This is a genomic window from Moraxella lacunata (genome assembly GCF_002027545.1).
Taxonomy (GTDB): domain Bacteria; phylum Pseudomonadota; class Gammaproteobacteria; order Pseudomonadales; family Moraxellaceae; genus Moraxella; species Moraxella lacunata.
The window spans coordinates 1-6,930 of the sequence record NZ_MXAN01000133.1 but is presented as its reverse complement, the minus strand read 5'-3'; the positions used below and the strand labels follow the sequence as shown (position 1 = coordinate 6,930).

Sequence of the window (6,930 nt, the reverse complement as noted above, 5' to 3'; positions counted from 1 at the left end):
GATTTGGGGGTCGGTTCAGACTTTATCCTTATATTTTTGATGCCAACCGAACAAAAACAGCATCGTTTCGGTTATAATAGTGGCTTTTGAAAGTACAGTGCGTTACTGTTTTACACCAATGATGCCAACTTCACAGTTTTATTTACCAGTTTTGTTGGAAATCTGCTATACTTAGCTGTAATTTTAACATGAATTTTTCAAAATTAACATGCTTTGTAACGCATTCTTTACACAAAGAATATGATACAACATTTTGACAACAATTTTAACCACCTAGAAACGCTATGTCTCAAAAAAATTCTGCCGTTCGTCTGATTTCTTACCTAAAAAACCTAATTTTGGCAATTTTTGCACTGATTTTAATCTTGGTGCTAACTTTTCCAATCGGGTTTTATGGCATGGCAATGTATCTTGAACCGAGCTTGCCAAACATCAAAGAATTAAAAACCATGCCCCTAGAAATGCCCCTACAAATCTACACCGCAGACAACAAACTCATCGGGCAGTATGGCAACAGGTATTCACTGCCTGTGGCATATGAAGACATTCCTGAGACCATGATTCAAGCGTTTTTGGCGGCAGAAGACGACACCTTTTTTGAACATACTGGCATTAGCGTCAAGGGGCTTGGGCGTGCCATTACTGAGATGATTTCAACCACGGATGGACAAACGGGCGGCTCTAGCATCACTCAGCAGGTTGCCAAAAACTACTTTTTAAGTCCTGAACAGACCTTTGAACGCAAACTCAATGAGATGTTCATCGCCCGAAAAATCGAAAACGAACTCAACAAACAAGAAATCATGACCTTATATGTCAATAAGATTTATTTAGGTCAAGGGGCATATGGCATCCGTGCTGCTGCCAAACGTTATTATAGCAAATCGCTAGATAACCTAACCGTGGCAGAGATGGCGATGCTGGCAGGCTTGCCCAAAGCCCCATCCGACTTTAATCCTGTCATTAACCCCAAACGTGCCTTAGAGCGACGCAACTGGATTATCGGGCGAATGCTTGCCGAAGGTTACATCACCAAAGCCGAGCACGACGAAGCACTGTCTGCTGACATCGGGCTAAACATGTATCAAGAGCGGTTGGATGTCAATTTGCCTTATATCGCTGAGATGGCACGCTCCGCCTTGGTTGAACGCTATGGCACGCAAGTCATGGACAGTGGTTGGCGAGTGCAACTGACCATTGATAGTACCGACCAAATCAAAGCAAGGCAATCCATTTTAAATGGCACTTATGGTCACAACGCTTCTGCCAATACCACTTATCGTGGTGTTGAAGCATTGACAGGCAACTTAGCCAATTTTAAACCCTTTACATTTAGAGATGGTGAGCGATTTCGTGATATGCTCCCCGCCAAAGTGGTAGAAGTCAAAAACGGTCAAATCCGAGCCGAGCTCCAATCAGGCGAGACCGTGCGTGTCATCATGAACATGCATTACGCTGACAGCAGAGTCAGGGGCAAGCGTCGTGGCTTTGGCACCAATTTGGTCGCTGGTGATAGAAAAGAGCTAAAACCCGCCATTGAAGTGGGTAACATCATCAGAGTCAGCAAACAAGGCAACAGCTGGTATGTGACTCAACCGCCACGCACCCAAGGGGCATTGGTGGCGATGAACCCCCAAAATGGTGCCTTAGAAGCCGTGGTTGGTGGTTTTCACTTTAACCAAAGTAAATTTAACCGTGCCACCCAAGGTTATCGCCAACCGGGCTCCATCATCAAGCCATTGGTCTATGCCGCCACTTTTGAGAACACCAAACTAAGCCCCAGCGACATCATTTCAAATGACCCCATCGTTATCGGCAACTGGCGACCCAAAAATGCTGGCGGGGGTGCAGGCGGTGCTGTCTCCATCTCTAACGCTTTGGCACGCTCACTTAACCTACCTTCCATCCGCATGATGCAACGAGCAGGGGTTGAGCCCACCCGTGAGATGTTGTCTTATTTCAGCCTAGAAAAAGACCGTCTGCCACAATCTTTGGCATTGGCACTAGGGGCAACCGATGCCACACCCTTACAAATGGCAACCGCTTATGCCACATTTGCCAATGGCGGTCATCGCATTCAACCTTATATCATCGAACGCATTTATAATTTTCACAACGAAACCATTTTCCAAGCCAATCCCGTCCAAGCCTGTGCCGTATGCTTTAACAAAGAACTAAGCAAGGTAAATACTCGCCTGCTAGATGGCTTTGGTCATACAGAAAATGACAAATCAGTCCAAGACAAAGACGACAACACCGACAGCCAATCCAATCAAAAAGAACAAGACCCACCACAAAGTGCCGACCGCACCAAAGCTCTAATCGCCCGTGCCAATGCCGCCAAAAAAGAATTGCAATCACGTCAAGACGACCATCGCAACGAACACCCAACTTTGGATGCCGCCCCCATCTTTGACCGCCTAAACCCCAAACAAGCCATTCAGTACGGCATCTCAGAGCAAGCCCCACGCATCCTATCGGTGCGTACCACTCGATACATGAGTAGCATGTTAAAAGACGTGATGACAAGTGGCACCGGCAGAAGGGGCAACTTTCGCTCTGACTTAGGGGGCAAGACAGGCACCACCAACCAAGCCAAAGACGTGTGGTTTGCGGGCATTCAACGCAATCATGTGGCAGTGGTTTGGCTGGGCTATGATGAGCCAGCATCACTTGGTTCAGGTGCCTTTGGTGGCACACTTGCCATGCCGATTTGGACTGATTTTATGAGACACCAACTAAGGGGCGAACCCATCAAATGGGTGGATGATGGCAATATCGCCAAAAGCAAAAAGACCGAGCAAAAAGTCATCAGCATCACCGATGACAACGAAGACGAAGCCATCGAAGAGATTGCCCAAGACGAACTAGAAAGAGAAGAGCTGGCACGAGAAGAAGCCGAGCAAGCCCTTGCCGATGAGTTCTTAGGCACAGACATTGCCGAAAGCTCTGGCGATGAGATTATCCCCGAAGGCGACGGCGAGCCTGTCAATGACTAGCCTACCCCAAACAAAAACACGGCTTATCTCTGAGCCGTGTTTTTTTATCATAAATTTTATTTTTTCTCTTTTTCAGGTCTGACCCAATTTTCAATGGTAACTTGCTTGCCACGAGCGACCACTAATTTATTTTCCGCACAATCTTTGGTAATTACCGACCCTGCCCCAATCGTGGCATTTGCCCCAATCTTGACAGGGGCAACCAGTACCGCATTTGAACCAACTCGCACTTCATCGCCGATGACGGTTTTAAATTTATTCACGCCGTCATAGTTAGCGGTAATGGTTCCTGCTCCGATGTTGGTTTTTTGCCCAATGGTGCTATCGCCCAAATATGCCAGATGATTGGCTTTTGCCCCTGTTGCCATTTGCGTGTTTTTAAGCTCCACAAAGTTGCCAATATGCACATCATCAGCCGTTACCGCCTTTGGACGCAATCTGGCAAAAGGTCCGATTTGGTTATTTTCGCCAACGGTTGCATGATCAAACATACTATATGGAGCAACGACTGTGCCACTTGCAATGGTTGTGTTTTTAATCACACAGCCTGCACCGATTTGCACATTATCGCCAATTTGACAATCGCCTTCAAAAATCACATTGATATCAATCTGCACATCTTTCCCCACCGTCAGCGTACCACGCAAATCAAAACGGCTTGGGTCAATGATATGCACGCCTTGTTTCATCAACAGCTCGGCTTGATGTTGTTGCCAAGTGCGTTCTAATTGGGCAAGTTGTACACGGTCATTCACCCCTTCAATTTCAAACTGGAATGTGGGCGATACCGTATCAATATCAATGCCGTCATCAACCGCCATTTTGACAATATCGGTCAGATAATATTCGCCTTGTGCATTGTCATTATTTAGATTTTTTAAATATTTATGTAAAATTTCATTAGCAACACAATACACACCGCTATTAATTTCTTGAATCTCTTTTTGAGCGTCTGTGGCGTCTTTTTCTTCCACAATGGCAACCACTTGGCTATTTTTGCGAATAATTCGCCCAAGCCCAAACGGATTATCCAGATTCATGGTCAGCATGGCAAATGGGCTTTGGCTATTTACCAGCTTTTGTAAGGTATCCACGCCAATCAAAGGCACATCGCCTGATAAAATCAGACTTTTACCGTCCGTTGGCAACACCGGCAACGTCATGGCAACAGCATGACCTGTACCCAATTGCTCGGCTTGCTCCACCCATTCAATCGTTTCATGAGCAAATGCGTCCTTGACCTTTTGCCCTTCAAACCCATAGACCACGATATTTTTTTGGCTATTTACCTGTTTGGCGGTTGCCAAGACGTGTGCCAATAAGGGCTTGCCTGCTAAGGGTTGCAAGACTTTGGGGTTGGCGGACTTCATGCGAGTGCCTTTACCACCTGCTAGAATGATGATGTTTAACATGGTAAATCCTTACTAAAATAGGTAAAATTATTATAACATGGAATGTGGAAAAACATAAAGTCAGATAAATTTATACAACCGCTTGAAATGCCATTTATCAATAATATACTCAAATTAATCTTGGTGGTAATTCATAAAATCACAACCACAAATACCACCGCCGACATCACCCCTGCCAATATGTCATCAATCAATATCCCAAATCCGCCAGAGACATTTTTATCCACCCATTTGATGGGAAAAGGTTTGATAATATCAAAAAAGCGAAATAAAATAAATGGAATAATCAAATAACCCCAAACATCAATAAAATAATCGCTTGTTATATCATACATTTTAAAACCATAATAATGTTCTATGATTGCTCCAAAATCATAGAATTTATCGTAGGAAATCGGCAATAACGCAATCCACATTCCTACCCATTCATCAAAGACGATATGCGGGTCATCGTGGGTGTTCATCAAATCAGACGTTTTGCCACAAATATAACTGCCAATCAGACAACCAATAATGGTAATTATTAAAAACCCCCAAACCCCCAATAAAAGCATGGGTAAGGCAATAATAACTCCGCCTACCGTCCCCCAAGTGCCAGCAGCTTTTTTGGGCAGACCAGAACCCAAGCCAATCCCCAGCCAATATACGCATTTTTCAAAGGTGGTGGCGGTGGTCGGGCAGGGCGGACAAGGGTTTGATTTACGAATGTCGGGTTTGTGGTTGGTGGCTTGGCTCATTCTATGGTCTTATTTATTGAGTTTTGATATGATAAAGTATTTCGCTCAAACGAGAACCCACATCATCAATATCATCAATTTGGCTTAATTTTTGAATGGGTGCTTTGGACAAAGTATGCCAAGTTGTTTTAAAATTTGGCACATCATTTTCTTGGTTAGTATTCATATTTTCTTGATGGCGGAATTTGTGTGTTAAAAAATTAACACTGTGCGTATATTCAATATAAGGACCATGATTAGATGATAAATCATAGCCAATCAAATAAAAGTCTTTATCATTATCAATGGTGCGATAATCAAAAAGATATTGCCAACTACCATATCGTCCATGACCGTAATAAAAGATAAGTTTATTCCCTTCGGCTTCAATCTCCAATTCTGGGGCAAAATATACGCCACCATCTTCATTTTCGGACGCAAATAATGCTTTATTTTCCAAAACTTTTTGGTAGCCTTGATTGGTTTTAAATAAAATAACAATCCCACGCCGATTTCTATCCACCATATCGCCAGAGTATGTTTTTTCCCATGCTGATTTTTTAGTGTCTTTGATGAGTAACACGCAATCTTTTTTGCCGTCTTTATTAAAATCAGCTTGGCAATGTGTTTCGGTTAATTTAAATCCCTTGGGGATAAATTTTTGAAAAGATTGATTATTGGCAAATGCTTGATTGCATAAACCACAAGATAATAAAACCACCAAAATAAATTTATTCATGATTAACGCCTTTTTAATTAACAAGCATTTATCAAAAATGCTCCCACCCTTTTACCAATAACTCCACTTGTTTTTTATCATGTAAAAACACCAATCCCTTATCCGCCACAATTTGCCCAATCGGATAAATAGCCATATCAGGATTTTGGGTTTTAAATAAATCAAGTTTAGCAGAAGGCATGGTAAAGCACAACTGATAATCATCGCCCCCATTGATTTGATGTTGCCATTTTTGGGCGTGGGGCAAGGCATCGAGCAGGGCATGGCTTGGTATGGCATCAAGGTCAATCACCGCCCCCACACCACTTGCCGTCAAAATATGCCCCAAATCCTGCCCCAAGCCGTCCGAGATGTCAATCATGCTAGTTGCAAAGCCGATAAGTCGCTCCCCAAGTGCCACCTGTGGGGCAGGGTATTGCATGGCTTGGCGTAGGTCGTGGGGCAGACTGTCTGGCGGTCGGTTGGCGTGTCCATCTCCATTTAAATCGTCCAAAATCCCATGTAAGGCAAGGCTTGCAAGCCCCACCACGCCACTTACGCACACCATATCGCCCACGCACGCCCCTTGCCGTGTGATTGCTTGGCTTGACGGAACAAAACCCAAAGCCGTAACCGAAATCGCCAAAACGGGCGAGCCTGTGGTATCGCCCCCAATCAGCTCTACCCCAAACGGTGTGCAAGCCGCCGCCAAACCCTCTGCAAACGCTTGACAAAAATCATCATTCGCCATGGCTTTTGGTAAAGACAATCCCACCAAAATGGCGTAAGGTGTTGCCCCCATGCTGGCAAGGTCGGACAGATTGACCGCCACCGACTTGTAGGCAATGGCGTGCGGGTCGGTCTCATGAACAAAATGCCGTCCTGCCACGAGCGTATCCACACAGCTGACAAGCTGGCTATTTGGCGGAATATGGCTTACCGCACAATCATCGCCAATGCCCAAAACGGTATTGGCATGGCGTGTGGTGGCGTGTTTAAAATGGGTGTAGATTAGGGAAAATTCGGACATGCGTCAATCCGTTTGATGGTTCTAAAAAAGGGCAGAATTTGAACCGCACCCCAAA

Annotated in this window: 5 protein-coding genes; 1 reads left to right on the top strand and 4 read right to left on the bottom strand. The window is 44.6% G+C overall.

Going from position 1 to position 6,930, the window contains the following annotated elements; translation table 11 throughout:
• Nucleotides 1-284 precede the first annotated feature (284 nt).
• Nucleotides 285-2,999, top strand: coding sequence for a penicillin-binding protein 1A (locus tag B5J94_RS13665; RefSeq protein WP_079364203.1), 2,715 nt, complete (start codon nt 285-287; stop codon nt 2,997-2,999).
• 56 nt (nt 3,000-3,055) lie between these two features.
• On the opposite strand, the gene glmU is transcribed toward B5J94_RS13665, so the two are convergent.
• The 4 genes from glmU to thiL all read right to left on the bottom strand — a co-directional run bounded on the left by glmU (nt 3,056) and on the right by thiL (nt 6,875).
• Entirely contained in the window at nt 3,056-4,411 is a 1,356-nt protein-coding gene (glmU, locus tag B5J94_RS13660) for a bifunctional UDP-N-acetylglucosamine diphosphorylase/glucosamine-1-phosphate N-acetyltransferase GlmU (RefSeq protein ID WP_062500468.1), read from the bottom strand.
• Nucleotides 4,412-4,542: 131 nt separating this feature from the next.
• Nucleotides 4,543-5,148 carry a phosphatidylglycerophosphatase A family protein gene (locus tag B5J94_RS13655; protein ID WP_062500471.1) on the bottom strand — a complete coding sequence of 202 codons (606 nt, stop codon included), beginning with the start codon at nt 5,146-5,148 and terminating at the stop codon, nt 4,543-4,545.
• Nucleotides 5,149-5,161: 13 nt separating this feature from the next.
• Nucleotides 5,162-5,866, bottom strand: coding sequence for a hypothetical protein (locus B5J94_RS13650; protein WP_062500474.1), 705 nt, complete (start codon nt 5,864-5,866; stop codon nt 5,162-5,164).
• A 31-nt stretch (nt 5,867-5,897) separates the two neighbouring features.
• Nucleotides 5,898-6,875, bottom strand: a complete 978-nt coding sequence (gene thiL / locus B5J94_RS13645; protein ID WP_062500477.1) for a thiamine-phosphate kinase — start codon at nt 6,873-6,875, stop codon at nt 5,898-5,900.
• Nucleotides 6,876-6,930: the final 55 nt, after the last annotated feature.